22 protein-coding genes are annotated in these 26,014 nt (G+C 63.2%); 14 read left to right on the forward strand and 8 right to left on the reverse strand.

The features are described 5' to 3' along the window. Positions 1-34 precede the first annotated feature (34 nt). Positions 35-2,155 carry a TonB-dependent receptor gene (locus CDQ91_RS05005; protein WP_088471623.1) on the forward strand — a complete coding sequence of 707 codons (2,121 nt, stop codon included), beginning with the start codon at positions 35-37 and terminating at the stop codon, positions 2,153-2,155. On the opposite strand, the gene CDQ91_RS05010 is transcribed toward CDQ91_RS05005, so the two are convergent. Genes CDQ91_RS05010 through CDQ91_RS05025 form a run of 4 tightly spaced genes read right to left on the reverse strand, consistent with a single transcriptional unit; the run spans position 2,133 to position 5,586 of the window. After that, entirely contained in the window at positions 2,133-2,972 is an 840-nt protein-coding gene (locus CDQ91_RS05010) for a hypothetical protein (RefSeq protein ID WP_088471624.1), read from the reverse strand. The genes CDQ91_RS05005 and CDQ91_RS05010 overlap by 23 nt on opposite strands. A gap of 38 nt (positions 2,973-3,010) precedes the next feature. Further along, the gene (gene fabG, locus CDQ91_RS05015; RefSeq protein WP_088471625.1) at positions 3,011-3,751 is read right to left on the reverse strand and encodes a 3-oxoacyl-[acyl-carrier-protein] reductase; all 741 of its coding nucleotides are present in this window, start codon (positions 3,749-3,751) and stop codon (positions 3,011-3,013) included. 24 nt (positions 3,752-3,775) lie between these two features. Further along, positions 3,776-4,714, reverse strand: coding sequence for an ACP S-malonyltransferase (fabD, locus tag CDQ91_RS05020; RefSeq protein ID WP_088471626.1), 939 nt, complete (start codon positions 4,712-4,714; stop codon positions 3,776-3,778). 44 nt (positions 4,715-4,758) lie between these two features. Beyond that, complete coding sequence (locus CDQ91_RS05025; protein WP_088471627.1) at positions 4,759-5,586, reverse strand: LD-carboxypeptidase; 828 nt, start codon at positions 5,584-5,586, stop codon at positions 4,759-4,761. Positions 5,587-5,797: 211 nt separating this feature from the next. Between CDQ91_RS05025 and CDQ91_RS05030 the strand changes: the two genes are divergently transcribed. From CDQ91_RS05030 to rplI, 5 genes are all read left to right on the forward strand, one after another. Then, positions 5,798-7,189, forward strand: coding sequence for a Mur ligase family protein (locus CDQ91_RS05030; protein ID WP_088471628.1), 1,392 nt, complete (start codon positions 5,798-5,800; stop codon positions 7,187-7,189). Between the two features lie 101 nt (positions 7,190-7,290). Then, positions 7,291-7,644 carry a hypothetical protein gene (locus CDQ91_RS05035; RefSeq protein ID WP_088471629.1) on the forward strand — a complete coding sequence of 118 codons (354 nt, stop codon included), beginning with the start codon at positions 7,291-7,293 and terminating at the stop codon, positions 7,642-7,644. 202 nt (positions 7,645-7,846) lie between these two features. Continuing rightward, positions 7,847-8,212: a 30S ribosomal protein S6 gene (gene rpsF, locus CDQ91_RS05040; RefSeq protein WP_088471630.1), complete on the forward strand. Its 366-nt coding sequence runs from the start codon at positions 7,847-7,849 to the stop codon at positions 8,210-8,212. Between the two features lie 12 nt (positions 8,213-8,224). Then, positions 8,225-8,449, forward strand: coding sequence for a 30S ribosomal protein S18 (gene rpsR / locus CDQ91_RS05045; RefSeq protein WP_088471631.1), 225 nt, complete (start codon positions 8,225-8,227; stop codon positions 8,447-8,449). 13 nt (positions 8,450-8,462) lie between these two features. Beyond that, positions 8,463-9,080 (forward strand): 50S ribosomal protein L9, encoded by a 618-nt coding sequence (gene rplI / locus CDQ91_RS05050; RefSeq protein ID WP_088471632.1) that lies wholly within the window; start codon positions 8,463-8,465, stop codon positions 9,078-9,080. A gap of 361 nt (positions 9,081-9,441) precedes the next feature. On the opposite strand, the gene folE is transcribed toward rplI, so the two are convergent. After that, a complete protein-coding gene (gene folE, locus CDQ91_RS05055; protein ID WP_088471633.1) occupies positions 9,442-10,038 on the reverse strand; it encodes a GTP cyclohydrolase I FolE in 597 nt (198 codons plus the stop codon). A gap of 434 nt (positions 10,039-10,472) precedes the next feature. On the opposite strand from folE, the gene CDQ91_RS05060 reads away from it, so the two are divergent. Next, complete coding sequence (locus tag CDQ91_RS05060; RefSeq protein WP_088471634.1) at positions 10,473-13,514, forward strand: TonB-dependent receptor; 3,042 nt, start codon at positions 10,473-10,475, stop codon at positions 13,512-13,514. A gap of 113 nt (positions 13,515-13,627) precedes the next feature. On the opposite strand, the gene CDQ91_RS05065 is transcribed toward CDQ91_RS05060, so the two are convergent. Then, positions 13,628-16,246, reverse strand: coding sequence for a TonB-dependent receptor (locus CDQ91_RS05065; protein ID WP_237245824.1), 2,619 nt, complete (start codon positions 16,244-16,246; stop codon positions 13,628-13,630). Positions 16,247-16,601: 355 nt separating this feature from the next. Between CDQ91_RS05065 and CDQ91_RS05070 the strand changes: the two genes are divergently transcribed. After that, a complete protein-coding gene (locus CDQ91_RS05070; protein ID WP_088471635.1) occupies positions 16,602-17,390 on the forward strand; it encodes a hypothetical protein in 789 nt (262 codons plus the stop codon). Here CDQ91_RS05070 and CDQ91_RS05075 read toward each other — a convergent pair. Beyond that, positions 17,387-19,006, reverse strand: coding sequence for a PP2C family protein-serine/threonine phosphatase (locus tag CDQ91_RS05075; RefSeq protein ID WP_088471636.1), 1,620 nt, complete (start codon positions 19,004-19,006; stop codon positions 17,387-17,389). The two genes, CDQ91_RS05070 and CDQ91_RS05075, sit on opposite strands and share 4 nt — an antisense overlap. A gap of 115 nt (positions 19,007-19,121) precedes the next feature. Here CDQ91_RS05075 and CDQ91_RS05080 point away from each other — a divergent pair, with 115 nt between their 5' ends. The 4 genes from CDQ91_RS05080 to CDQ91_RS05095 are packed head-to-tail and all read left to right on the forward strand — an operon-like array spanning position 19,122 to position 24,574. Beyond that, the gene (locus CDQ91_RS05080; protein WP_088471637.1) at positions 19,122-21,701 is read left to right on the forward strand and encodes an MFS transporter; all 2,580 of its coding nucleotides are present in this window, start codon (positions 19,122-19,124) and stop codon (positions 21,699-21,701) included. Next, the gene (locus CDQ91_RS05085; protein ID WP_088471638.1) at positions 21,691-22,965 is read left to right on the forward strand and encodes a HAMP domain-containing protein; all 1,275 of its coding nucleotides are present in this window, start codon (positions 21,691-21,693) and stop codon (positions 22,963-22,965) included. Before CDQ91_RS05080 ends, CDQ91_RS05085 begins: the two co-directional genes overlap by 11 nt. Continuing rightward, positions 22,962-23,348 carry a cyclic nucleotide-binding domain-containing protein gene (locus CDQ91_RS05090; protein WP_088471639.1) on the forward strand — a complete coding sequence of 129 codons (387 nt, stop codon included), beginning with the start codon at positions 22,962-22,964 and terminating at the stop codon, positions 23,346-23,348. Before CDQ91_RS05085 ends, CDQ91_RS05090 begins: the two co-directional genes overlap by 4 nt. Continuing rightward, positions 23,345-24,574, forward strand: a complete 1,230-nt coding sequence (locus tag CDQ91_RS05095) for a hypothetical protein (protein WP_088471640.1) — start codon at positions 23,345-23,347, stop codon at positions 24,572-24,574. Before CDQ91_RS05090 ends, CDQ91_RS05095 begins: the two co-directional genes overlap by 4 nt. Positions 24,575-24,578: 4 nt before the next feature. Here the strand turns inward: CDQ91_RS05095 and CDQ91_RS05100 are convergent, their stop codons facing one another. Then, positions 24,579-24,911: an STAS domain-containing protein gene (locus CDQ91_RS05100; protein WP_088471641.1), complete on the reverse strand. Its 333-nt coding sequence runs from the start codon at positions 24,909-24,911 to the stop codon at positions 24,579-24,581. Positions 24,912-25,044: 133 nt separating this feature from the next. Between CDQ91_RS05100 and CDQ91_RS05105 the strand changes: the two genes are divergently transcribed. Beyond that, positions 25,045-25,461 (forward strand): ATP-binding protein, encoded by a 417-nt coding sequence (locus CDQ91_RS05105; RefSeq protein ID WP_144036689.1) that lies wholly within the window; start codon positions 25,045-25,047, stop codon positions 25,459-25,461. Positions 25,462-25,528: 67 nt separating this feature from the next. Next, positions 25,529-26,005, forward strand: coding sequence for an SET domain-containing protein-lysine N-methyltransferase (locus tag CDQ91_RS05110; RefSeq protein WP_237245848.1), 477 nt, complete (start codon positions 25,529-25,531; stop codon positions 26,003-26,005). Positions 26,006-26,014: the final 9 nt, after the last annotated feature.

A 26,014-nucleotide genomic window follows, 5' to 3' on the forward strand; every position in this document is an offset into this window, starting at 1 on the left:
CAACATCTTTACCAACTGACAGGATTTTCCGCCGATGCGACTGCTCTCCTCCGCCGGTTTCACGCTTGCCATCATTCTCTCCTCCCCTGCTTTCGCGCAGAATCGCGCCGCCACGGGCAGCGACGATGACGTCCACACCGGCGAACCGATCGTCGTCACCGCTCCCTATATCCGCAGCCTCGACATCCTGGGCAATGTGTCGGTGCTGGAGGGCGACGAGCTGGCGCGCGACATTCGCGGGCAGATCGGCGACACGCTGACCCGTCAGCCCGGCGTCTCGGCAACCAGCTTTGCCCCCGGCGCGTCGCGCCCGGTGCTGCGCGGCTTTTCGGGTGAGCGCGTCCGCGTCCTGACCGACGGTATCGGGTCGATCGACGTATCGAACACCTCGGCCGATCACGCGGTGACGATCGATCCGCTGACCGTCGAACGTATCGAAATCCTGCGCGGCCCCGCGGTGCTGCTGTTCGGCAGCCAGGCAATTGGCGGCGCGGTCAATCTGTTCGACCGCCGGATTCCGCGCAAAGTTCCCGCCGACCATGTCCATATCGACGCGATCGGCGGCTATACGACCGCCGCCAACGACCGCAATGTCGGCGCCTCGGTCGACGTCGCGCTGAGCCCGCAGATCGTCGCGCATGTCGACGGCAGCTGGCGCAAGAGCGGCGACGTCCGCGCGGGGGGCTATGTCTTTGCTCCCGAAATCCGCAGCGACCTGCTCCACCTCGCCGAACATGCGGTCGAGGACGGTCATCAGGACGAAGCCGACGAACTCACCGCCCAGGCCAATTCACGCGGCAAGGTCGCCAACACCGCCAGCGAGACCTGGACCGCCGGCGGCGGCCTGTCGCTGATCAACGACGGTGGCCAGCTGGGCATTTCGATCGGCTATTTCGACAGCAAATATGGCGTCCCGAGCCGCCCCAACACGTCGCACGACCATGGCGGCGAAGAAGGTGAAGAGGGCGGGCATGAGCATGGCGAAGGCCCGGTGACGATCGGCCTGAAGCAGTGGCGCGCGGATCTCCGCGGCGAAGTCGAGCTGGGCGATGGCTTTTTCAGCAAGCTGCGCCTGCGCGGCGGCTTTGCCGATTATGAGCATACCGAGTTTGAGGGCGACGAGGTCGGCACCGTCTTTACCAATCAGGGCGTCGAAGGGCGACTGGAGCTGGCGCAGAACGACCGCGGCGGCTGGCGCGGCGCGAGCGGGGTGCAATATAGCCACCGCGATTTCAACGCGGTCGGCGCCGAAGCCTTTGTCCCGCGCAACCTGACCGACCAGTTCGCGCTGTTCACGCTTCAGGAATGGACGCTGGGGTCGCTCGGGCTTGAAGCCGCGGCACGCTTTGAGACCACCGACGTTCGCGCGCCGGCGCTGGGCATCACCCGCAAGTTCGACACGGTCTCGGGCGCGCTTGGTGCCAATTACGAAATTGCCGATGGCATGAAATTCGGCGTGTCACTGGCCCGTGCGGTGCGCGCGCCGTCAGCCGAAGAGCTGTTCTCGAACGGCCCGCATATCGCGACGCAATCGTTCGAACTCGGCAATCCCGACCTCAAGCGCGAAGCCAGCTGGGGCGGCGAAGCCTCATTCAAATATGCGAGCGACGCGATCAATTTCAGCCTGACCGGCTATGCCAACTGGTTCGACAATTTCATCTATTCCGAGGCGACCGGCGCCGAAGAGGATGAACTGCCGGTCTTCCAATATTTTCAGCGCGACGCGCGCGTCTATGGCTTTGAGGCCGAGGCGAGCGCGCGACTGGCGCAGATCAGCGGCTTCAACATCGTCGGCGACGTCACCGCCGACATGACGCGCGCCAAGATCAAGGGCGGCGACCATGTCCCGCGCATCCCGCCGATGCGGATATTGGGCGGGATCGAAGCGCAGGGCGAACGGATCGACGCACGCGCCGAGGTCGAGTGGACCGACAACCAGAACCGCAACGCGGCGTTCGAGACGCCGACCAAGGGCTTTACGCTCGTCAATGCCTCGATCAGCTGGCGGCCGCTGCCCGATACTAAGAATCTGACGCTGAGCCTCGCCGCGAACAATATCTTCGACGTCGATGCGCGGCGCCACGCCAGCTTTACGAAGGATTATGTGCCGCTGGCGGGCCGCGACATTCGCGTCACCGCTCGGGCGAGCTTCTAACCTCCACTGGCGGAGCGGATTCCGGTGAAGGCGCCGGAGCCGCTTCGGCCGGTGGCGCCGTGGCGATGGGTGCTTCGGGCGTCGGTTCCGGTACGGGAGTCGGGATCGGTTCAGCCGACGCAGGAGCCGATACCACCGGTTCGAACGTCGGTGCTGGAGCAGAAACCGCCACTGCTGGTGGCGGCGCAGCGACGGCCGGTTCGAGCCCGGCGGCAGGTGCGACTGAGGCCGGCTTCGCTCGTTCCGGCTCCGCAAGCAGCGATAGCGGCATCACCGTCCATGCGGACAAGGCCTGCCGCTGGCGCCAATAGATTGACGACACCGCCGCATAGGTGCCGACGCTTTCCCACGCGGGCGAGCTGAGGCTTTCGGTATCAACCCCGCCTTCCATGAAGGCCTGGACCAATATCTTGACCTGATCCTCGCTCATCTCGCCGGACAGGCGTGGGTTGCTGCGGCCCGGCCCGAAATCGAGCGCGGTATCGATAGCCGTTGCCGACAGGCCGTAGCTCGCCAACCGGCTGGTCAGCCAGTCGCGCAATATGCGGCTGACCCCATAGTCGAGATACGCCTTCTTCTGCGCGGCATCGAGTACGAAGCCTGAGGTACAGCTATCGGCGATTGTCGAAAACTGGCCCAGCAGTCGCTCAAAGCCCAGATTCTCGCCGTCGCCGATCAGCGCTTCGGCCAGCAGATTCTTGAACGGCGGCTCAGCCTTGTCGACCGCGCAATCGAGCTTGTCCCCCAATTGCGCCGATGCCGCGACCGGCATCGCTGCCGTCGCCAACGCCGCACCGCACACCCAGAATCTGATCATGCGCTTCCTCCCCCACCGGGGCCTTCGCCCCATCTGGCTCAGGACAGCATGGCCATCCCGCCGTTCACATGCAATGTCTGGCCGGTGACATAGCCGGCTTCCTTCGAAGCAAGATAGACGACTGCGGCAGCGATGTCGCTCCCCTCGCCCATCCGGCCCGCCGGGATGCGCTGGTTGAGCGCTTCCTTCTGCGCGTCGGGCAGGTCGTCAGTCATTGCGGTGGCGATGAAGCCGGGTGCAACGCAGTTGGCGGTGACGCCGCGGCTTGCCAGTTCCTGCGCCAGCGCCTTGGTCATGCCGGTGACGCCCGCCTTCGACGCCGCATAATTGGCCTGCCCGGGATTTCCGGTGGCGCCGACGACGCTGGTGATCGAGATGATGCGGCCAAAGCGCGCCTTCATCATCGGCTTGGCGGCAGCGCGCGCGAGGCGGAAATTGGCTTCCAGATTGATGCGGATGACGTCCATCCACTCGTCATCCTTCATCCGCATGATCAGATTGTCGCGGGTGACCCCGGCGTTGTTGACGAGGATATCGAGCTTGCCGAGCGCCTCGACCGCCGACGGCACGAGCGCATCGACCGCGGCGCCATCGCCAAGGTTGCACGGCAGTGCGACATGATCGCCGCCGAGGCTATCGCGAAAGGCATTCAGCTTGTTGGCGTTGGAACCCGAAACCGCAAGCCGCGCGCCCTGCGCGGCGAGCGCCTGCGCGATGGCCGAGCCGATGCCGCCCGAAGCGCCGGTAACGAGGGCAGTCATGCCGGTGAGATCGAACATATTTAGTCTCCTGAAATTTTCAGCTTACAGCGCTTTGAGCAGCGCCTCGATATCGTCCATCGAAATGACGCTGGTCGTCTCGACTTCGCCCGACGCGCTGCGCTTGACCATCGGGGACAGAACCTTGCCGCCGAATTCGACGAAGTGGGTCACGCCGATATCTTCCATCGCGCCGACGCTCTCGCGCCAGCGGACGCGGCCGGTGATTTGCTGGACGAGCAGGTCGCGGATCGCAGCGGCGTCGCTCACCGGGCTTGCGGTGACATTGGCGACGACGGGGATCAGCGGCGCGGCGGGCGAGTTGGCGCCGAGCGCTTCGGCCATCGCGTCGGCGGCGGGCTGCATCAGGGCGCAATGGAAGGGCGCCGACACCGGCAGCAACACGCCACGCTTGATGCCATAATCCTTGACCAGCGCGACCGCGCGCTCGACCGCGCCCTTGTGGCCCGAGATCACGACCTGCGACGGGTCATTGTCGTTGGCGACCGTGCACACTTCGCCCTCGGCCGCGGCATCGGCAAGCTTTTGCGCGGTTTCGATATCGGCGCCGAGCAGCGCGGCCATCGCGCCGATGCCGACCGGCACCGCCGCCTGCATCGCCTGCCCGCGCGTCTTGAGCAGACGTGCGGTGGTCGCGAGGTCGAAGGCACCTGCGGCGCAGAGCGCGCTATATTCGCCAAGGCTGTGACCCGCGACATAATCGGCCTTGGCCGACAGCGTCACGCCGCCTTCCTTTTCGAGCACACGCAACGTCGCGATGGCGTTGGCCATGATCGCGGGCTGGGCATTTTCGGTGAGGGTCAGCTCTTCGACCGGCCCTTCGCTCATCAGCTGGAAGAGTTTCTGGCCGAGCGCGTCGTCGACCTCCTGAAACACTTCGCGCGCGACCGGCGATGCGTCGGCGAGCGCCTTGCCCATGCCGACTGCCTGACTGCCCTGACCCGGAAAAATAAATGCGCGCATCTTGCGTCCCCTGTGGAGTGATTTGTTGCCCCGCGCCTATTGCGTCACCCGGCGCGATGCAAGCCGAAGGGGACGACCTTATTGTCCGCATCATGCCCGATGTCGGCGCGACCGAGCCAAGGGATGCCCCCGCGCGCGCACCAGCCCTGCGCGATTTCCTCAGCCTCGGCGCCGAAAGGCCGGTCGTTTTCAGGCACGTCGCTGACCCGCCCGAGACGCAGGCCGGCGAGGCCGCGCGGCGCCAGATAGCTTGTGACATGGAAAAGGGCGCGGTCGAAGGCGTAGAGATATTCGCTGACCTCCTCGACCAGCAGCACATGGCCCGATAGGTCGGGCTCGAGCGGGGTGCCGAGCAGCATCGACAGCGTCATCAGATTGAACGCCGCGTGGCGCGCGCCGTGCTGCAACCCCGGCTCGCACGCCGCCGGATCGCGCGCGACCAGCCAGTCGAGCGCACGCAGCACTGCGGCATCGCCGCCCTCGCGGCGAATGTCGGCGACCATCGGGCCATGCGCGACATGGTCGAAGCCGTCGCGATAGAGCGCGCCGAGCAGATTGCCCTGATCCGAATAGCCGAGGAAGGCCTTGCCACGCGCGACCGGGGTCATCGCCGCGACCGCATCCTCAGCAATCCGACACGCACCATAGCCGCCGCGCGCGAACCAGATCGCGTCGATGTCGGGACGGTTCGCCATCTCGACGAGCGCCGCAAAACGATGCCCGTCTTCACCCGCAAAATGGCCGTGAACAGCAAAGCATTGCGGGTCGAATTCCAACTCGACGCCGGGATAGCCGAGACTGGCGAGAGCCCGCACGGCTTCGGCGTCGTCGGGGAGAATGGGGGTGGAGGGGGCGACAATTCCGATGCGCATCAGCTCCTTCTCCCCTTGGGAGAAGGATATGTAGCCTTGCCGGCTCGCCGGCTAGGCGAAGTTGGATGAGGGGACCTGTCGTTTGATACTCGCGCCACCCCTGATCCCCTCACCCAGCTTCGCCTAGGCGCTTCGCGCCAAGTCTGCGCAACCCTCTCCCGACGGGAGAGGGGATATTGCCATTGCTCGCATGAGGCCATAACGCCGGGCCATGACCGAAAACAAATCCTATTTCTTTTGCGGCATCGGTGGGTCGGGCATGTTGCCGCTGGCGATGATCGTTGCGGCGCGCGGCAGTGCGGTTTCGGGGTCTGATCGCAGCCGCGATCAAGGTCGCTCGCCCGAGAAATTCCAATGGCTTGCCGATCAGGGGATCACATTGTTCCCGCAGGATGGCAGCGGACCGAAGGCCGGGCAGATCCTCGTCGCCTCGGCGGCGGTCGAGGATAGCGTGCCCGATGTTGCCGCCGCCAACGCGCTCGGCCTGCCGCGCATGACGCGCGCCGACCTCAATGCCGCGCTGTTCAACGCCGCCGACAAGGCGATCGGCGTCGGCGGGACGAGCGGCAAGTCGACCGTGACCGGGATGATCGGCTGGATCCTCGAAAGCGCAGGTCGCAAGCCGACGGTAATGAACGGCGCGGTGATGCGCAATTTTGCGGGCGAGGACATGCCCTTCGCAAGTGCGCTGGTCGGCGATGCCGCCTCTTATGTCAGCGAAGTCGATGAAAGCGACGGCTCGATCGCGCTTTATCAGCCCGACGTCGCGGTGGTCACCAACATCAGCCTCGATCACAAGAGCCTCGAAGAGCTGCACCGGCTGTTCGGCGACTTTGCCGCCAAGGCGCGGATTGCGGTGATTAACGCCGACGACGCGGAATCGGTGCCGCTGCTCAACGGCGACAATGTGATGCGGTTCGGTTTCAGCGATGCCGCAGCGATCCGCGGCGGCGATTTCGAGGCGCTTCCCGATGGTTGCCGCTTCACCGTCAGCTTCGCGGCCGACCGCCACGACGTGCGCCTGCGCATGCCGGGGCGCCACAATGCCGCCAATGCGCTCGCCGCGATCGCGGCGGCGCGTGCGGTCAATATATCGGTCGGGCAATCGGTCGCCGCACTCGCCGATTTCACCGGCCTCGCGCGCCGCTATGAAGTGCTGGGGCAGGCGAATGGCGTCACCGTCATCGACGATTTCGCGCATAATCCCGACAAGGTGGCGGCGACCCTCGCCGCCGTCGCCGAGCTGCCGGGGCGGGCTTTGCTCTTCTTCCAGCCGCACGGCTATGGCCCGCTGCGCCAGATGGGCAAGGAACTGGCGGCGAGCTTTGCCGGCGGGATGCGCGACGGCGACAGGCTGTTCGTGTGCGACCCCGTCTATTTCGGCGGCACCGTCGACCGCAGCGTCGGCAGCGAGGCGCTGGTCGCCGATATCGTTGCCGGTGGCGCGGAGGCCGCCCACCTGACCACACGTGCGGCGTGCGGCGCGGCGATGCTGGACGAAGCGAAACCCGGCGACCGCATCCTCATCCTCGGCGCGCGCGACGATACGCTCACCGAATTCGGCCGGGAATTGCTGGGACGATTGCAACAGGCAGGCTTGTGACAGCCTCGCCTCCCCTCGATCGCTCGGCGCCATCGAGGCAGAGCAGCTTTCTGGATGAGGTTACGCAAAGCCTGCAAAAACGAAGCAAGGCTTTGAAACATATGCTCGCCAGCATTTCGGTGGAGCATGTCCTGGATCGCCGCGATGGGGTCGATATCCGATGCGTGGAGATCGCCTGCATCCAAAGCCGCTCTCCCCATCGCATTTTGAACATCACCGTCTGGGACGACCGCTGGTTGTCCATGACCGCCGGCAGCAAGCCGGGCAACAAGCCCTGGACGTGGACAGAGCAAATGCAGGGGCGATTTTTGAGTCCCGCCCCCGGCAAGGATTTCGTGAGAGCAATGGAACAATCGCTTGCGACGATTGCCACCCCCTCCTCCCCCTCCCCCGATCGCGACCTGCGGGCGATATGGGCACCGCTATTGGCGCAGGGACCAAGGGCGACCCACTGAACCGCCATACGGTTCGACGTTTGCAGATTTCCAGCGAATGCTTGATTTCCGCCCGCGAATCTGTATAGGCGCCCGCATCGGGGCGAGGCTCTTTTGCCATCGCCCCGTTTGCTTTGCACCATTTCGCACAGCAACGACGACAGCCGGAGGGGTGACGCGATTGGCGCGGCACCAGCGATCGGCCAAATTGAGGAAGCGCACCATGCCGTTCTACGAGCATGTTTTTATTGCGCGTCAGGACCTGAGCCAAGCTCAGGTCGACGCGCTGGCGGAAACCGTCACCAACGTCATTACCGAGTATAAGGGCCAGGTTCACAAGACCGAAACCTGGGGCCTGAAGCAGCTCGCCTACAAGATCCAGAAGAACCGTAAGGGTCATTATGTGATGCTGTCGGCCGAAGTGTCGGGCGAAGCCGTCGCCGAGATCGAGCGCCAGGCTGCCATCAACGAAGACATCCTTCGCTGGATCACCATCCGCGTCGACGAACTCGAAAAGGGTCCGTCCGTGATGATGCGCAAGCAAGAACGTCGTGGCGGCCGCGGCCGTGACCGCGACGGCGAAGAATAAGGAACAAGCACCATGGCACGACCCTTTTTCCGCCGCCGCAAGACCTGCCCCTTCAGCACGAAGGATGCACCGGTCATCGATTTCAAGGACGTCCGCCTGCTTCAGGGTTACCTGTCGGAGCGTGGCAAGATCGTCCCGTCGCGGATCACCGCGGTGTCCACCAAGAAGCAGCGTGAGCTGGCCCGTGCGATCAAGCGCGCGCGCCACATCGGCCTGCTCCCCTACATTGTGAAGTAAGGAGCGCGGAACGATGGAAATCATCCTGCTCGAGCGTATCGAGAAACTGGGCGGTATCGGCGATGTCGTCACCGTCAAGAATGGCTTTGCCCGTAACTTCCTGTTGCCCAACAACAAGGCGCTGCGCGCAAACGAAGCCAACCGCAAGCTGTTCGAAGCCAACCGGTCGAAGATCGAAGCTGACAACGCTGAACGCCGCACCGACGCCGAAGGCCGCGCCAGCGGCATCGACGGCCAGCAGGTCGTCCTGATCCGTCAGGCGTCGAACACCGGCCAGCTTTATGGTTCGGTTTCGGTCCGCGACATCGTCGATGCGCTGGTCGAAAACGGCGTCGAAGGCGTTGGCAAGGCGATGATCGAGCTGGAACGCCCGATCAAGGCGCTCGGCCTCGTCGACGTCAAGGTCAAGCTGCACCCCGAAGTCATCGTGACCGTCAGCGTCAACGTGGCACGTTCGCCTGACGAAGCAGAAATGCAGAAGCAGGGCATCGACGTCATCGCTGCGATGTTCGAGGAAGAACAGGCCGAGGCAGTCGCCACGGCACTGGAACCCGACAGCGAAGACGAATATGAAGAGGGCACGCCCCCTTCGGAAGTCGCTGCAGCGGACGCAGAGGGCGAAGAAGCTTAATCGCTTCCCTCTCGCAAGAGACAGAAAAGGCCTCGGAACATCATGTTCCGGGGCCTTTTTTCTATGGTGATTTGGTGTTCGGCGAGCGCAAGTGCGAGCCCAGCTTTGAGGTGAGAAGCCGTTCACTATGCCCAATCCTCGTCACCCCGGATTTGATCCGGGGCCCAGAAGGCAATGGAAGCCATGGATCCCGGATCAAGTCCGGGATGACGAAGGGGAGGGGGACCGCCGCGAAGCGGTGGTGGAGGGGCCGAGGCGCTCCTGCCCCTCCGTCAGCGCTTCGCGCTGCCACCTCCCCATGCCTGCGGCACAGGGAGGATCTTCTGCCATTCTCACCCCAGAACCAGCAAGCAGCCCGCCATCAATAACCCATCAGGCTCAGGACTTCCTTCCGGCTGCGCTGGTCGTCGAGGAAGCAACCGAGCAGGCGACTGGTGACCATGCCCACGCCCGGAGTGCGAACGCCGCGCCCGGTCATGCAACCGTGCTGCGCGTCGATGACCACCGCGACGCCGTGCGGCTGGAGATTGTCCCAGATGCACTTCGCGACCTCGGCGGTCAGCCGTTCCTGCACCTGCAGCCGCCGCGCATAACCATTCAGCACGCGCGCGAGTTTCGAGATGCCGACGACGCGGTCCCTGGGCAGATAGGCGATCGAAGCCTTGCCGGTGATCGGCGCCATATGATGTTCGCAATGCGACTGGAACGGGATGTCGCGCAGCAGCACGATCTCGTCATAACCGCCGACCTCTTCGAAGGTGCGCGACAGATACACCGACGGATCCTCGGCATAACCCTGACAATATTCCTTCCACGCGCGCGCTACGCGACGCGGCGTGTCGAGCAGCCCTTCGCGCGCCACATCGTCGCCGGTCCATTCGATCAGCGTACGGACGGCATCCAGCACATGGTCGGGAACAATGATCTTGCCGTCCGGCCCCACTTCAACTTCGCTCATCGCCCCGCTTTCACTGTTGCTTTCAAGCCGCACATGTCGGGCCGATTGGGCCGATAAGCAAGGCCGCAGCGACAAGTTTTTATGACCCGGGACCAAGTTTACGTTGCGGAAACCGAAGTTTTCCCGCGTTCAAACACGATCAAATTTCGGCGTATTTCTGCGCCAAACAAGTGGCTTGACGCTTTCGTCAACTAAGCGCACCTTTGGCTTCATACAGAGTTCGCTCAAGCGAGCCGTATTCCGGAGATGCCGGCGTTTTCCCCGACGCCGGTGGGAGAGGACGATGACCAGCACCGCTGGCAAGTGGGATACACCATGGAACCGGGCCATCTGGGCCGGGCACCTTGTGCCACATCTGGTCATACCCCCTCCCCTTACCACTGATTGAGTTGGGCGGCCCCGCACCTCGCGGGTTCGAAAAAGGGAGGCTATACATGAAGTTCAAGGCACTGATCGGGACGTCGATTCTTGCGATGACGGCGGCGACGCCTGTATTTGCGCAAGACGCAGCTGAAACGGAAAGGGATGCCTTCGGCGGCGAAATCGTCGTCACGGCCCAGCGCCAGTCGGAACGCCTGCAGGACGTGCCGATCGCGGTCAGCGCCTTTTCCAGCGAAGCGCTGGAAGCACAGCAGATCAAGACGCCGTCCGATCTTCAGCTGACGCTGCCGAACGTCACCTTCACCAAGACCAACTTCACCGGCGCGAGCTTCACCATTCGCGGCATCGGCGATCTGTGCGTCGGCACGACCTGCGACAGCGCAACTGCGATCCATTTGAACGGCGACCCGCTCTTTTCGACCCGCCTGTTCGAAACCGAATTCTTCGACCTCGAACGCATCGAAGTGCTGCGCGGGCCACAGGGGACATTGTTCGGCCGCAACGCGACCTCGGGCGTGGTCAACGTGATCACCGCCAAGCCGAAGCTCGGCGTGTTCGAAGCTGCCGCCGAAGCCGAATATGGCAATTATGATTCCATGAAGGGCAAGGCGATGGTCAACATCCCCTTGGGCGACACCATGGGGCTGCGCGTTGCCGGCATTTATCTCAACCGCGACGGCTATACGAAAAACACCTTCCTCAACACGCGCATCGACGACCGCGACCTTTACTCGGTCCGCGGTTCGTTCCGATGGGAGCCTTCGTCCGACACGACGATCGACCTGATGGCGTCCTATTTCCGCGAAAAGGACCAGCGCACGCGCATCCAGAAACAGCTTTGCCAGCGCGACCCGACAGGCATCCTTGGCTGTTTGAACAACCGCCTCGACAATTCGCCGTTCAATGGCAATTCCACCTTTACCGCGGTGCTGACGTCGAAGGAATTTCTGGCGACGCAGGGCATCCCGGGGGCGTTCGCACTGGGCAGTATCTATGGCCCCGACGTCTATGCCAACACGACGATCCCGGCGGACTCGCGGACGGTCAACACCGCCTTTACGCCCAGCTATTTCACCAGCGAGCTGACGCTACAGGGTCGGATCGATCATAATTTCGGGCCCGTGGCACTGCAGGTGTCGGGCCAGTATCAGAAGATCAAGCTGGAAGCGCAGCAGGATTATAACAGCAACATCGGCAACCGCGCGCTCTATGCGGGCGGCCTCGCGACCTTGCAGGCGGCAGCGAATGGCGCCTTTGGCCCCGGTCTTGCCACCTATTTCGCGCCCGTTGCCGCGGCGCTTATTCCAGGAGGCCCGACGGGAGTTCTGTGCACGTCGCAATCGGATGATAGTGGCCGGGGTGTGTACGGCGGCAACGGCATCTGCAGCAACCAGTCGCTGCAGTTCGACCGGTCGAACCAGTATAACACCAGCTGGTCGGCCGAAGCGATCCTGAACAGCGATCTGGACGGCCCGTTCAACTTCCTGCTCGGCGGCATCTATGCCAATTATCACCTCACCGAGAACAGCTATTATGTGAATGCTTTCCCGATCGACTATCTCACCGGCGTGCTTGGCGCCTTCTCGGCGTCGGGCGCGGGCCTGCCCCCGTCGGTGCTGGGCCAGCCGTTTTTCCGCAACAACACCGACGATCTGAAGATCAAATCCTATGGCATCTTCGGCGAAGCCTATGTCGAGTTCAACGACCGGCTGAAGCTGACCGTCGGCGTGCGGTACAATAATGACAAGAAGGACGTTCGCGCACGCTCGCTGCTCGCCAGTTCCAACGGCAATATCTTTGCCCCGCACGCCATGACCGGTGGACTGTTCGACACGCTCTATGGCGCCCGCTTCGACGGCGACAGCGCCACCCTCTGCCCGCCGGGATCGCCCGTGGGTGCCGTGGGCTCGGTCCCGGGCTGCGAAGCCTTCCAGGTTCGCGGCGTTTCCTATGAAAAAGTCACCGGCCGCGCGGTGATCGATTTCAAGGTGACTGACGATAATCTTCTCTATGCGTCCTATTCGCGGGGTTATAAATCGGGCGGCATCAACCCGCCGTTGCAGCCCATTTTTGCGGTTCCCGAAACCTTCAAGCCCGAACAGGTCGACGCGTTCGAAATCGGGTCGAAGAACAGCTTCGGCAATGGCGCGCTCCAGCTGAACCTGACGGCCTTCTTCTATAAATATAAGGATCTTCAGCTCAGCGAGATCGTCGCCCGCACCGCGGTCAACGACAATGTCAACGCCGACATTTATGGTTTCGAAGTCGAATCCATCGTCCGGCCCGACCCGAATTTGGTGATCAACCTGGGCTTCAGCTATCTCCATACCAAGGTATCGCAGGACAAATTCACCAGCAATCCGCGCGATTTCGGCGGTGGGCGTTCGGACTCGGTGATTATCAAGGACATCACCAATGGCGCGAACTGCGCCGTCGCACCGGGAACGGCGGGCAATGCCGCAGGCAGCAACGCCTTTGTGAATTTCGTCAACAACACGATCAACACCACCGGTGTCGACGTGAACCAGAATGGCGTGATTGCGCCGGGCCAGGGAGATATTCTCCCCGGCGCGGGGTTGCAGGGTACGACGACCTTCCCGGCCGATGGCGGTATCGCTTCGACGGGTGCATTCGGCATCTGCGGCGTGCTGCAAGCCTTTGCGGCGGCGGCCGGAAACGGCTTCGATCCCAACGGGATTCAGGTTTTCTCGGCCGGCATTCCCGTCAACATCAAGGGCAATGAACTGCCGCAGGCTCCGAACTATAAGTTCAGCGCCGGCGTCCAGTATACGGCGCATCTGGGTAGCGGCGGCATGACACTCGTCCCGCGCTTCGATATCGCCTATACCGGTGAAAGCTATGGCAGCATCTTCAACGGCAACGTCAACAAGATCGAGGGATATGCCCAGGTCAACGCCCAACTGCAGCTGAACGGCGCCGACGATAAATGGTATGTGAAGGGGTTCATCCAGAACCTGTTCGACGCCAACAGCGTCACCGGCCAGTATATCACCGATCAGTCGTCGGGGAACTACACCAACATCTTCACCCTCGAACCGCGCCGTTATGGCATCGCAGCGGGCGTGAAATTCTAAGCGCTCCGGCGGCAACGCCAAAAGAAACCCCGGCCTCTCGATGGAGAGGCCGGGGTTTTTCTTTGTCCGCTGTTCGTGAAGACCGGGGCGACGGAGCCCCGGCCTTCAAACGATCAGAATTTGAAGCGGCCGGTCACACCATAGGTGCGCGGCTGATTGGGATAGCCCGAGACGCTGCCCGACTGGGCGACGGCCGGGAAAACCGTCGTCAGATATTTGGCGTTGGTCAGGTTGCGGCCCCATACGCCGACTTCGAGCCCGTTGGTGAGCGCGAGGGTGAACGACGCGTTGAGCTGGTTCACTTCGCGCTTAAGGCTCTGTGCGACGCTCGGCGGGAAGCCGTTCAGGCCTTCGACGATCTGGACCGGGCTTTCATAATGATAGTCGGCGTGGAAGATCGCGCGCGTTCCACCGGCGAACTCGTGGGTATAAGTACCGCCGACTGCCATCGTCAGTTCGGGAATGCCCGCGGGCATGGTTCCCGAAATGTCGCCAAAGGACGAGTTGGTGAACTTGTCATATTTCGGATCGAGATAGGTCACCGCCAGCGTCAGGTTGAGCCCCTGAACCGGACGCACCGAACCGTCGAATTCGATACCGAAGGTCGACTGCTTTTCGGCGTTGACCAGTTCGAAGCCCGTGCCGTTGAAGACGTTCGACTGGAACCCCTTGATCGACTGTTTGAACACCGCAAGGTTCAATGCTGCGACCGACCACTGCCCCTTCAGGCCGATTTCATAGACTTCCGATTCCTCGGGGGTCGCGAAACGGGTGCCCGAAGTGAGGTTCGGTGTCGCCTGCCCCGCAGCAACGATGGCTGCGAGATCCGCCGCCAGCGGACGGCTTTCGCGCGACAGGTTGACCGAGCTCGCCTTGAAGCCTGTCGCATAAGTCGCATAGACATTGACCGTGTCGGTCACTTCATAAGCGGCGCGCAGGCTCCACGCGAGGTCATTGTCGCGGGTCCGGTTGGGCTCGAATGCATTCGGAAGGTTGAAGAAGTCGGGCAGGAACTGGAACGCCTTCAGCGGATTGAGGGGGTTCGCAGCCGGGTTGTTCTGGTTGTTGTTGGCATTGGTCTGCGCGGCAGTCGCGATCCCGCCGAACGCGACCGGGTTCGCACCCGCAAAGGCGTTGACCTCCGCCGCCGTGGCAGCGCGATTCAACCCGAGCGCCTGCCCGACGCCTGCCGCGACACCGCCCTGAAAGAGCAGCTGGTTGCGGAATGGCGCATAGGCGCCAGCGTCGAGGTTGACCTTCGAGAAGGCGTCGCTGCTCACCACGTCAGTCGAGAAACGCTTGCGATCCTGCGTGTAGTTCGCTCCTGCCGACAGCGTCAGGCGATCGGTGACTTCGAAATCGACGGTGCCGAAGATCGACCAGGCAGTGTTTTTCATGCGATAGGCTTCGTCGAGGCCCGTCCCCACCTTGAAGAAGGAGCCGCTCGGCGCGCCCAAAGCGCCCTCGAGCACACCGACGTTGAGTAAACCGCCGCTCGCCCCCTGAATCAGCGCATTGCCATAGTCGCGGAAATCGTCGCCGAATTTGATCGCGCTCTGCTGCTTCACCTTCTCGTGGAAATAATAGCCGCCGAGCAGGAAGTTGACCGGACCGTCAAAATCGGAGGTCAGGCGGATTTCCTGCGTGAAGGTGTCGATGCCGACCTTGTCGCTCTTTTCGCCGATCAGATCGGCGCTGGTGAAGTCCGAATCCTGATTGGTGTCGGCCTGAACCTTGCGATAGGCGGTGATCGAGGTCAGCGCGAGGTTGCCGAGGTCATAGTCGATCTGCGCCGAACCGCCGTAATTCTCGATCTCGTTCGACGACAGGAAGTTGTTGTAGACATTGTACGAGAAGGGGTTGTTCGCATCGACGCTGGGGCCGCCAACAAGCGCATTGGTGATACCGATCGTCGGGCCGGCAATGACATTGCCCGCAATGCAGCAATTTTCGTCGATCTTGTCATAGTCGCCGATCAGGCGGATCGACAGCGCGTCGGTCGGTTCGAACAAGAGCTGTCCGCGCACGCCCCAGCGGTTGCGGTCGTTGACATCGGTGTCGAGGTTCAGATCCTGCGCATAGCCGTCGCGGCGGTTGAAATTGCCGGCGAGCGAAAAGGCGATCGTTTCGCTGATCGGACCGGTGATGCTGGCCTTGGCGGTGATCGCGTCATAATTGCCGTAGCTGACCTCGGCAGAGCCGCCGAAGTCAAACTGCGGCTTTTGCGTGACGATGCTGATGACACCCGCCGACGCATTTTTGCCGAACAAGGTCGACTGCGGCCCGCGCAGCACTTCGACGCGTTCGAGGTTCGGAAGATCGCCGATCTGGGCGGCCGAACGCGAGCGATAGACGCCGTCGATGAACACGCCGACCGACGGTTCGATCCCGGCGTTGTTGGCGCCATTGCCGAAGCCGCGAATGATGAAATTGGTGTTGGCGCTCGACTGAAGCTGCGACACGCGCAGGCTGGGCACTGCCGATTGAAGATCGATCAGGTCGCGGATCGCCGAATTCTGAATGTCGGCGGCCGAGGTCACCGACACGGCGATCGGCGTATCCTGCAGCGTCTGCGACCGCTTGCTGGCGGTCACGATGATGTCATTGCCATAGTCGACGTCGCTCGCCGCGGCGGGTTCGCCTGCGGGAGCCGCATCCTGGGCAAAGGCGTAAACAGGGGTCGTTGCGGCGCACAGCATCGTGGCGCCCAACAAAATATTGCGCAAATTCATGATGTCTCTCTCTCCAAACCGGTAGAAGCGCGGCACGTTGGCCAAGGAGGGAGATGCCCCACCGGTGATTGAGTGCTGTCATAGGGCGGACTGCCGCGTCAACGCGATGCTTGGCACCCTGTCAAATTTTCCAAAATTTGTGGCCAAAAAGCAACAGTTTGCGCCGCAACATAAGTGTCGCAAAGGATATGCGTTCGGTGATTTACTGCCCGCTTCGCCCCCGCTAGGAGTTCGATTGACGCGCAATAGGCAGTCAATTGTTAAGGTGAAGAACATAGATTGCCGTAGCGGCCGGCTGACCTCACCCGGATAGAATAGTGGGCACCGAAATTTCCCCGCCCATCATGGAGCCGATATGATCCGTCTTTTCCTGTCCGTCGACATGGCCGGCTCGACCGAATTCAAGGCCCGCCTCACCGGGCAGGGCAACAGGGGATGGCTGGAGACGTTTCGCGTCTTTTTCACCAATTTCCCGCTGATGTTCGCAGGCCAGGTCGGGTTCGAATTTCTCGACGATGATTCCACGCCCGCGATCGACGTATGGAAGGCGATGGGCGACGAGGTGATCTTTACCGCGCAGCCGTCCAGCCCCGCCGAACTGTCGTCGATCCTGCGCGCACTGCTGCGCACGATGACGCTTTACGAGAAGAAATATTTCGAACGCCTGCCGCTGCGGCTCAAAGGCACGGCGTGGCTGGTCGAATTCGGCGAACAGAATATCGAGCTCGACATCGCCGAACTGGCGGGCGACGGCGGCAACCATATCGATTTCATCGGACCCGACATCGACCTGGGTTTCCGACTGTCGAAATTCGCCCGTCCATCCAGCCTCACCCTCTCGCTCGATCTTGTAGAAGCGCTGCTCATCGCGCCCAACCGCGATCAGCTTTCGCTTCACCTGCTCGGCAATGAGGAATTGAAGGGAGTGATGTTCGGACGCCCCTATCCGGTCATCTGGGCGTGCGACGCCGACACGGGTTTCGATTTCCTGCCGTGGGAGGTTGAGAGCTGCCCGTTGGTCGCCGCGGCGGCCAGCGCCGAGCCGACCGCGGCAGCACCGCTGCAAAAAGCCATTGCCGACATGCGACTATATCTGCGCAAGATGCACGGCGTCGATCGCGAGCCGTTGAAACTCGGCGCCTAGCGAGCCGCAGCACCCTCGAAACAGACCACCAAAATCGCGATGTCGTCCGACTGCGGCACCGTCCCGACAAAGGTGCGCACACTGTCGGCGAGCCCCTCGGCAATGTAGCGCGCCGAAGGGTTTTCGCGCGCCTGCTCGAGCGCTGTCTGGATACGGTCGGTGGTATAAAGCGCGTCGTCCGCCCCGGTCGCTTCCGAAACGCCGTCGGTGAACAGGATCAGTGCATCGCCGGGCGCGAGGGTGAAACGGGCGGATTGATAAGCGACATCGTCGAATATCCCCATCGCCATGCCCTGTTGTTTGACCAGCCGTTCGACCGCACCACCGCGCCGCACGATGAAGGGCGCCTCATGCCCTGCGTCGCTATATTCGACGCTGCCGTCACGCAGATCCAATATGCCGGCGAAGGCAGTGACGAACATTTCGGCGACATTGTCGCGCGCCAGTTCGGCGTTGACGCGCGTCATGATCGTCGCGGTCGATGCGGCGGACAGCGCCTGCGCTTTGAACAGGGTCGTCGTCATCGCCATGAACAGCGCCGCCGGCACGCCCTTCCCCGACACGTCACCAACGACGAAGAACAGCCGGTGATCGTCGATCAGGAAATAATCATAAAGGTCGCCGCCGACCTGCTTGGCCGATTCGAGCATGGCGAAGACATCGACGTCGGATCGCCCCGGGAAGGGCGGGAATTTGCTGGGCAGCATCCCGACCTGAATATCGCGCGCGGCGGATAGCTCGCCCTCGACACGTTCGCGCGCCGCAGTCGCAGCCTCCATCTCGATCAGATAGCGCTGCAGGCGTGCGATCATCGCCGCCATCGCCTCGGCGAGACTGCCCACCTCGTCACCGCGGCCGCTGCCGATGCGCTGGATCGCCTCCATCTCCTGATCATCAGGGTTGAAGCTGCGCCGTTCCATATTGCGGGTGAAGGCGGTCAGGCGCACCAACGGCTCGACAATCCGGCCGATGACAAGCCAACCGACCGCGAGCGACAGCATGAACATGATCACCCCGACGCCGATCGACTGCATCAGCGCCCGATTGAGTTTCTGGTTGAGCTGTCCCAGGTCGACGTCGGCGCCGACGACATAGATGCGGCCATCGGCAGCGCGGACCGGTTTATACATCGACCGGAACCGGCCGAAGGCGTCGCTATATTCGTCATAGCGCACGCGCCCGTCGGCGAAGCTACGCAGCAACTGGGTGGGCGCGGTGTCATAAAGGGCGAAATAGCGCGTCTGCGAACCGGCCTGCATTTCGGCGGTCGTCGCGCTGGTCGCCACGGTCCGCACCTGCGGCCCGAATTTCATATAGGTATAGACATAGGCGAGTTCGGAATCGTTCGAGAAGCGCGACAGGCGATCCTGCAAGGCGTCAAATTCCGCCGGCGCAATCGAATCCATGTTGGCTATCCGCTCATGATAGCCCGCCGGAATAATCTCCTGCACCGCATTCACCGCGGTTTGCAGCCGGCCGTCGATCCCGTTCATGATTTCAGCGCGATCGATGCCATAGAGCACGACCGAATAGGCCACCGCCGCGATCAAATTGAGCGCGAACAGCAGCAGCAACAGCTGGGGCTTGAGCCCGATTTTCCGTTTTCGTCCTGTCATTTAGACCCCGCTGCACCCACCATTGCGTCTTTGCGCGCGCCTGACAACTCTGCAGCTAACTTCTTCAATATTTTGTTGCTATGCAAACGAACGAAGGGCGGGAGGGCGAAGGAATTTGATCGACAGACTGAATCGCCTGTTCCGCGTGAACCGGGGCGAATGGCCCAAGCTCGTCCAGTTCGGGCTGTTCGGGTTCCTGCTCCAGATGGGACTGGGGATCGGTTTCAGCGCTGGCGATGCGGCCTTTTTAAGCCACGTCGGCGCCGACAAATTGCCCATCATCTTCATGCTGACCCCGCTGGTGATGCTGGTCTACACCGGCATTTTTTCGGTGTTGATGGTCCGCTTCTCGATCGACCAGATGGTGACGACGACACTGCTGCTGCTCGTCATCGGCGGCCTGCTGCTCTGGGCCTTGCTCGGCAGCACAGGTGGCAATCCGACGCTCTATTACGCGCTGAAGCTCTATCTCGCGATGTGGTATATCGGGCTCTACAGCCTGTTCTGGAATTATACAGACGCCTATTTCGACATTCAGGACGCCAAGCGGCTGTTCCCGCTGTTCGCAGCCTTTTGCGCGCTCGGCACCGCGGCCGGGGCGATGATCGTCAACCTCACCGCCGCCGCAATCCCCATCCATGGCTTCATGGCGCTGTGGGCCGCCATCGCGCTCGCAACCATCCCGCTCGCGCGGATGCTCGGGCGACGCTGGCAGCAAATTGCCGAAAGTGATGCCGATGCCGGCGACGAACCGCAGGGCGTAGGCGCACAGCTGGCACTGCTCGCGAACAGCTTTCGCACCTCGCGCTACACCGTCGCGTTGACGGCGACGCTGTTCGTCACGCTGCTGATGACCAACCTCGCCGAATTTCAATATTCGACGGTGTTGCAGGTGGGGCGGAGCGAGGCCGAACTCGCGGCGCTGTTCGGCGCGCTTTATGCTGCGTCGAACATCTTCAACCTGATCGTCTGCCTGTTCGTCTTCAACCGGCTGGTGTCACGCTTCGGCGTCCGCAACATCGCCTTCATCCTGCCGCTCACCTATTTCGCGACCTTTGGCCTTTTCTTCCTCAGCGGCGGCTATGCGGCGGCGATCGCGGCCTTCTTCGCCTATCATGCGGTGCTGACGTCGATCGAGTATAACAATCAGAATCTGCTGTTCAACGCGGTCCCTTCGGCGATCAAGCGGCCGCTGCGGACGGTGATCGAGGGGATGTGCGAGCCGCTCGCCAGCCTGATTGCCGGCGCCTTTCTGCTCTACGCGGCGACGCGCCTCGATCTGCGCGAGCTGTCGGGGATCGGGGTCATATTGGGCGCGGCGCTGATCGCGGTCGTCGTCCTGCTTCGCCAGCTCTACCCCGCCGCAATGACCGCGAATATGCGGCGCGGCTGGCTCAATTTCGGCGACCCCGCGCTGACCGCGCCGACCTTCACCCCGGATGCGGCGGCGCGGTTGCAAAGCGACGCGCGCAGCGGGGACAGGGCCGCACAGTCGTTGCTGGGGCCGACCTATAGCGCGTCCACGGCGTCCGAAGGCGACGTCGATGCATTGATCATGGCGCTGCGCAACGGGGACGATAGCGCACTCGACGGGCTGCACGATCTTGCTACGGCCGACGACATTCACCTCGTCCCCCTGCTCGCCGACCGGCTGGGTCTCTTTCCCCGCAGTCAGCGCCAAATGGCGATCGCACTGATCGGCCGGATCGGCGATGTCGAGGCGATCCCCGGCATATTGACGGCCGCACGGACGCTGGCGCCGCGCGATCGGCGGGCGATCGCGGCAATGCTCGCTGGGCTTGGCGACACCGCCATTCCGCACCTCGTCGCGGGGCTGCGCGATCGACGCCGCGACTATTCCGAACGGTCGATCGCCGCACATGCGTTGGCCGAGCTTTCCTATGCCCAGTTTAACGCCCAGCTCGAGAGGCTGGTCGACCGCGAGCTCACCGACGCCCGAGCGTTGATCGAGGGCGCCGCGAGCACCGTCGATGGTTCGGCCGCGCTCACGCTGCTCTTCCGCGCGCGGCGCGAACGCGCCGAGGCATCGATCGACTTCACGCTGGAGTTATTGGCGCTCGGCGGGCTGTTGCCCAATTTCGACCTGCTGATCGTCTCGCTCCACTCGTCCAATCCCAAGGTGCGCGGCAATGCGCTGGAGGCGATCGAAAGCGGCGTCGGCCACGCCCTGTTCCGAAAGATCGATGCAATTTTGCACCCGCGCGGCGAAGCAACGTCAGCGACCGAGGTCGATATCGTCGCGCTGGCCGAGGCGGCGCTCGACAGCGGTCGGTGGATCGAAACGGCCGCGGCGTTGGCGATCCTGCACGATCGCCTGCCCCCCACAGGCTTCGCCCGGCAGACGAGCCGACTGGTGCGAGCCGACATGCCGGCCGTGCTGCGCCGCCAGTTACTCCGCCTCCTCGGCCTCGAAAACGACGATGGCCCCGATATGCTGGCGCTGGTCGATGCGCTGTCGCGCATGCCCGGCTTTTCCGCCGCGACGCTGCGCGCGCTCGCCGATCTCGCCGCCGCCGCACGCGCCGTCATTCCCGACCGCCCTGCGATCCACGGCCATGCGGCGGGCCATGATTTCTGGATCGCGAACGACGATATAATGGAAGTGGCATCGCGCCACCCCGATCTCGCGCTGGTGATGCTGCGCGTGCAAGATGGGCGTGCCCATGCCGCCTAAAAAGACCATTGGCATCCCGGGGCTCTTGCTGCGTACCTTCCTGCCGCTCGTCGTGGTGGTGGCGATCCTGCTCGCAGCGATCGTTTATAACGCACTCTATGCCATCACGCTGAAGGGGTTCGACGACCGGCTGATCGCGGCGAGTGCCCTTACCGGCGCGCTGATCGATCCCGCCGACCATGACAGGCTGATCCGCGCGGCAACCGACAGCAAAAGCGACGCCGAAAAGGCCGAGCAGGAGCGGCCTTATCGCCGCAATGTCGAACCAATGCAGCGCATCCGCGACCAGCTGGGCCTGACCTATATCTATACCCAGATCGCGGGCGGCCCAGAGGATGTACTCTATGTTCTCGACGGCACCGAGGGCGACGACCACACGCTGATCGGCTCACCCGACAGCCTGCCCGCCGAAACCGTCGCGGGATTGCGGAGGGTCCAGCAGAGCGGCAGCATCCACATCTCGCCGGTCGAATATCAGGAGCAATGGGGATTGCTGAAGACCGCCGCCGCGCCGGTCTATGGAGCGGATGGCCGGATCACAGGCACTGCGGGCGCCGACGTCAACGTCTCGGTCATCCAGATCGCGACGCAAAATGCCTTGTTCCAGAGCGCAATGATCGGCCTTGCATCGATCCTCGCCTGCCTGTTCGTGACGCTGCAGATCGTGCGGCGCGTTGCCCGGCCGATCGAGCGCCTGACGCAGGACGCGCTCAGGATCGCCGCGGGCGATCATAGCCCACCTGCGGCAATCCGCAGTCCGCGCGAAGCCCGCGCACTGCGCGATGCGCTCGATCGGCTGAACGCTCATGTCGCCGGGGCGCAGGATGAGGCCATCATCTCGGCCGACAGGCACCGGCTCGCAGCCAGTGAGCGACTATTGCTGAGCGAGACGGGGGATCCCGAAGCAGTGGTGGTGCTGGCAGACAGTCCAGCGCGGCGACTCATATGGATCGCGACGAGTGGGCCCAGTCTTGCATCGGCGCTCGCCGTGCGCGCGATGGCGGAGCTGCGCGATCGGCTTGTTGCGCGACCCGCCCTGCTCGATCATGTCGAAGCGCTCGCCGATCTCGATCTTGGCGCGTGCCTGGTCTTTGATTCCGCGACCCGCCAACTCAGCCTGATCGCGAACGCGCCGCTGACCATCGAAACCGATAGCGGTGCGATAAGGCTTTCGCCCGGCGAAACGGCGCATATCCCCGCCGGTGTCAAACGGTTGCGTCACGCCCATGTCGCGATCGACCTCGAACGCGAAGCGCCGCGATGATCGACGTCGATGTCATCGACCGTATGGCCGCACTGGCGGCGGTCGCCCCGTTCGACCGATTGACCGAGCATGAGTTGCTGATGGTCGCGCAGCATGTCCGGCCACGTCATTTCGAAGGCGGCGCGATGCTGATCGAGCAAGGCCATGTCGCCGACATGCTCTATGTTGCCACGGACGGCTGGGCGATGGCGGAGACGGCGCGTGCCCCGGCCCTATTCGATGCAGCGTCGCTGCTCTTCACCTTGCCCGTCGCCTATGACTATCGCGCAGGCCCCGACGGGCTTGATGCGCTATGCCTCGCGAAGCCCCATATCTTTACGATCGCGCGCGAGTGCCCCGATTTCATTGTCGGGCTGATCGACATTGAGGCGCTGGTACGATGAGTGTCCGTTCGATCATCCTATTCGTCTCCATCCCGCTGTTGATCCTGCTCGCGGCGGTGAACGGCGCGTTGCTCTATTTTCAGGGCAAGAGCGAAATGCTCCACGGGCTGAACGACCGCGCGCGCGCTGCGGCGATCACCGGCGCCGAATTCCTCGCGGCCGGGGAGCGGCCCGAAGCGATCGCCAGCGATCCGTTACGCCGGCGCGCTGTAGCGGCGGCGGCACGGCATATCGACGGGCTCGACGGCTATTATCTGATGGGCGGCGGCGCGAAGCCGATCGCGCTCGTTCCGTCGGCAACACCATGGACGATCCCAGCCTGGGCGCCTCCTGCCGAGCCGGTCGTCTTGCCGATCACCCGTGCGGCCGACGGGCACCGCCATGTCGTCGCGCTGGCGCCGGTATCGCCCGGCCGCTTCGTCGCGGCGCGGGTCGATGCCGAACCGGTTTTCGCCCAGGTCGATCGTCTGCTGCACTGGATCGAGCTGGGCATTGCGCTCGCCGCCGTCGTCGGTCTCGCGGCGGGCTGGTATGTCGCACAGCGGATCACGCACGAACTGGAGGCCAGCGCCCGGGCCATGCGCGGGCTCGCAGCCGGGGCGTCGGGCACCGAGGATGCGCTTTCGATCGCCGAAGCCAGGGACCTGTCCGCCGCGCTCCGGCTGATCGACGCCAACCGGACCGCCGCACGCGACCGGTTGGAGCGGCAGTTGCGCCACGAAGATCGTGCGCGCACGCCATCAGAGGCGTGGCGCGCTTATCGGCAATCACGCTTCACACCGATCGCGACGACGGTGGCGGGCGGCAATGTCGCGGTACGCCTGCTTGGCGACGCACCGCCGGGCTGTTTCTTTGTCCTGTGCCAAGGACAAGGCGAAGCGGCGCTGGTGATCGGCGAATGTAAGGCGGCGACGGCCCCCGATGCGCTGGCGCTCGCAATCGCGGCGCGCGGTTTCTTCGAACGCCAACTGTTTGTGCAGGGTGCCGACGCGGCGCTGGAACTTGGCCGCGCGGCTTATGCCATCGCGCGGATCGAGCATCTGGTCTGGAGCGAAACCGCTCCCCCAACCGACGCCAAATTGATCGCGCTGGCCGAACCGGAGCTTACGCAGCGCGCGCAAGACTATGCCGCGATCGATCCGGCCGCAGAGCCGTCAGCGATATTGGATGCGATTGCGGTGCTGCTGGAACCGGACGGACTATTTGCCGTCATCCAGCGCGGCTGATCGGTCAGCCGACCGCCGCGAGCCCCGCCGCGACGTCGGGTTCGATCGTGAAGATGGCGGTGAAGCCGCTAATGTCGAATACTTCATGCACCGAAGACGACAGGCCGGTGAGGACGAGCTTGTGCCCCGTGGCCTTCGCGGTCTTCATGCCTTTCAGGAATACGCGCAGCCCCGCCGAGCTGACATAGGCCACCTCGCTGAGGTCCATGATCGTCGCGTCATGCTCCTGGACGCGGGCGGGCAGCACGACCTCCAACGCTGCGGCACTATTGCTGTCGATCCGCCCTGCTGCGGCGACAAGCCACGCGCCATCGAGCTGCTGTTCGCTGATTTCCATTACCGAATTCCTGTTGCGGACGCGCGCTTGCTCCGATGCTCCCGTCATTATGTAGAGATTGTGAATTTTTTCCACTCGATTATGTTGGCTTTCCGCAAGCTTAGGTTTTGCCCCCGTTCAAGGGATCGGTATCGTGGAGACGGAATTCGCTTGCACATTGTCCAACGGACGCGCCGGTTTTCAGGCGCTGATGGACGATGCCGAAGCTTTTCTGGCGCGCCGCAACGTGCCCGACGCGACGGCCAGTCAGATCATGATCGCGCTCGATGAGATCATCACCAATATTTTGAGCCATGGCGTTCGCGACGGCGAACCCGTCGTCCATGTCGACCTGCGCATCGCCGATGGCGCGGTCGCCGGCGAGATCCGGGACGATGGCATCGCCTTTGACCCGCTCCAGAATGACGAACCCGATACCCGCCAGTCGGTCGAAGATCGGCCCATCGGCGGCCTCGGCATCCATCTGGTCCGCAAGATGATGGACGGGCTGAGCTATGATCGCCGTCACAGACAGAACCGATTACAATTCCATAAGAAATTTTCTGTATAAGACGCATCAAGGGACCGGACTCGCCGATTGTGGGGACATGCGGCGGTCTATGGGGGTAAGTTTGACAGTGTTTTCGCCATCGCTGAACGCCTTGGTCTGCGACGACGCGGCAACGGAACTGCTCGCGATCGACCATGACGCGCTCGTCGGCCTGTGCGTCCGCGCGCTCCGCGACTGCCCGGAGGGGACAGTGCTCGACCGCTTCAGCGGCGAGATCGGCCCGCAAGTGTCGCAGCACAGCCTGCAGGTCCGCGATGGCCAGCATATTTCGAACACCCAGTTTATCGGCTATCTTTCGCACGGCTGCGATCCGAACTGCCGCCTCGACATGGCGAATTTCGAGCTGGTGGCGCTGCGCCCGATCGCCGCGAACGAACGCGTCACGATCGACTATGCTGCGACCGAAGATCGCCTCCATATCCAGTTCGCCTGTTCGTGCGGCGCGCCCTCTTGCCGCGGCTGGATCACCGGCCGCAACGATCCCGTCAGCGAAGCGGGGCGCCAGCATCTGACCGCACGGGGCCTCTGCCCGGCCGGTCTGTGACGCCGCCGC

This window comes from Sphingopyxis witflariensis, from assembly GCF_002205635.1.
GTDB lineage: Bacteria > Pseudomonadota > Alphaproteobacteria > Sphingomonadales > Sphingomonadaceae > Sphingopyxis > Sphingopyxis witflariensis.